The following is a 1,698-nucleotide window of genomic DNA, read 5'->3' on the forward strand; positions in this document are numbered from 1 at the left end:
ACCGCTAATGCATCTTTGGTCGCTGGCGATTGAAGAGCAGTTTTATCTTGTTTACCCGCTAATCATTTGGGCAGTTTGGCGTTCAGGCATAAACGTCATGTTTACTGTTCTCGCCCTATGTCTCATTTCTTTTGGGCTGAACATTTACGGCGTGTCTACAGACCCTGTAGGGACGTTCTTTTACCCTCAAACAAGATTTTGGGAGTTGTTGGCCGGTGCCATCCTTGCCTACTTTTATTACTCGCGCTCGAAATCTTCCGAAGGGAAGGGGGCTGCACGCGTTTTCGGTGGAGCGGTTAATAGCACTATCTCGCTGATAGGGCTTGGGCTGATAGTTGGCTCGGTCGCTTTCTTAAAAAGTGGCGACATCTTCCCAGGCTGGTGGGCTCTCCTGCCTGTGATCGGTACGGCGATGCTGATCTTTTCGGGCCCGCACGCACTGGTGAACCGTTCTCTCCTGAACAACCGGTTTATGCTCTTCATCGGCGTGATCAGTTACCCGCTGTACCTATGGCACTGGCCGATCCTTTCGTTTGCACGGATCATGGAGTCTGCTGTTCCGTCTTGGGGCATCCAAGTCGGCGGAGTTCTGCTGAGCGTCCTGCTGTCCTGGCTCACCTATCGCTTCATCGAAAGCCCTATTCGATTCGGCGCACAAACTTCGCTGAATCCCGCGATACTTTGGGTTTTGATGCTGTGTGTTGGCGGGGTCGGGTACGCTACTTTTGCGCGAGATGGCATTCCTTCCCGCGTTCAAGAGCTTGCCAGCAATAACAATCAGTTCAACTGGGGTGAGTTGGCAAACGAAACTTGCCGGAAAGCCTACCCATCGTTCTGGCCCATCGACCACTGCTCGATGACACGAGATGGCGATCCGTCTGTAATGCTGATCGGCGACTCCCACAGTGACCATATTCGCCTCGGGCTGTCCGAAGCCATGGCGAAGGTCAATGAAAACCTCCTAAACCTGGGCGTTTCCGGATGTACGCCGTTCTATAACGTCACCTCTCACCCCAGAGGCGTCCGCGATTGGTGCTCGATCTACATCAACAAGGCGATCGAGCTGGCCGTGAATACGGAGTCGGTAAAAACAGTGGTTCTCTCGTCCCGCGGCCCAATGTACCTGACCGGCAATGGTTACGATGAGGGAGATGATCTAATCCATCACGATAGGGTGCTGGAGCTGGTCGGACACCCAGAGGTAACGGATTACGCTGCAGTCTTTGAAGCAGGCATGAGGAACACTTTCACTATGCTTGCGGCAGCAGGCAAGCAGGTAGTGTTCGTGCTGGACGTGCCAGAGCTCGGCTTTTCCCCGATGTCGTGCGTCGATAGTCGTCCGCTGCGCCTGACCAATAAGGTCAAGAGCCCATGCGCTATATCGCGTGCGGAAGTGGACTCTCGAAACAAAGAGTACAAAGAAGTTGTCGACAAGGTCATGAAGGACTTCCCGGCAGTGACGCTGTTTGATACGCAGGCGAAGCTGTGTGACTCAGAATGGTGCTGGGCTATGATCGATGGCCAGGTTATGTACCGCGACGACGATCACCTGTCGGCGAAGGGTTCTGAATTCATGGCGAAGGATCTGATGCCGATTATCTCTCGGTCACTGGAGAAAGCCGAACAGACGGCCGATGCTCAAGCCCAAAGGTAACTGACAGGTATTGTTATTGAAGCTTTAGAGCCCGCCGTGTGCGG

The 1,698-nt window shown here is 53.7% G+C and carries 1 protein-coding gene; it reads left to right on the forward strand.

The genetic code is table 11. The features are described from left to right. On the forward strand, positions 1-1,654 hold a 1,654-nt coding region (locus tag ACFV4G_RS43475; protein ID WP_380449201.1), incomplete at its 5' end, for an acyltransferase family protein. Positions 1,655-1,698 lie beyond the last annotated feature (44 nt).

The organism is Kitasatospora sp. NPDC059747, from assembly GCF_042732955.1.
GTDB lineage: Bacteria > Actinomycetota > Actinomycetes > Streptomycetales > Streptomycetaceae > Kitasatospora.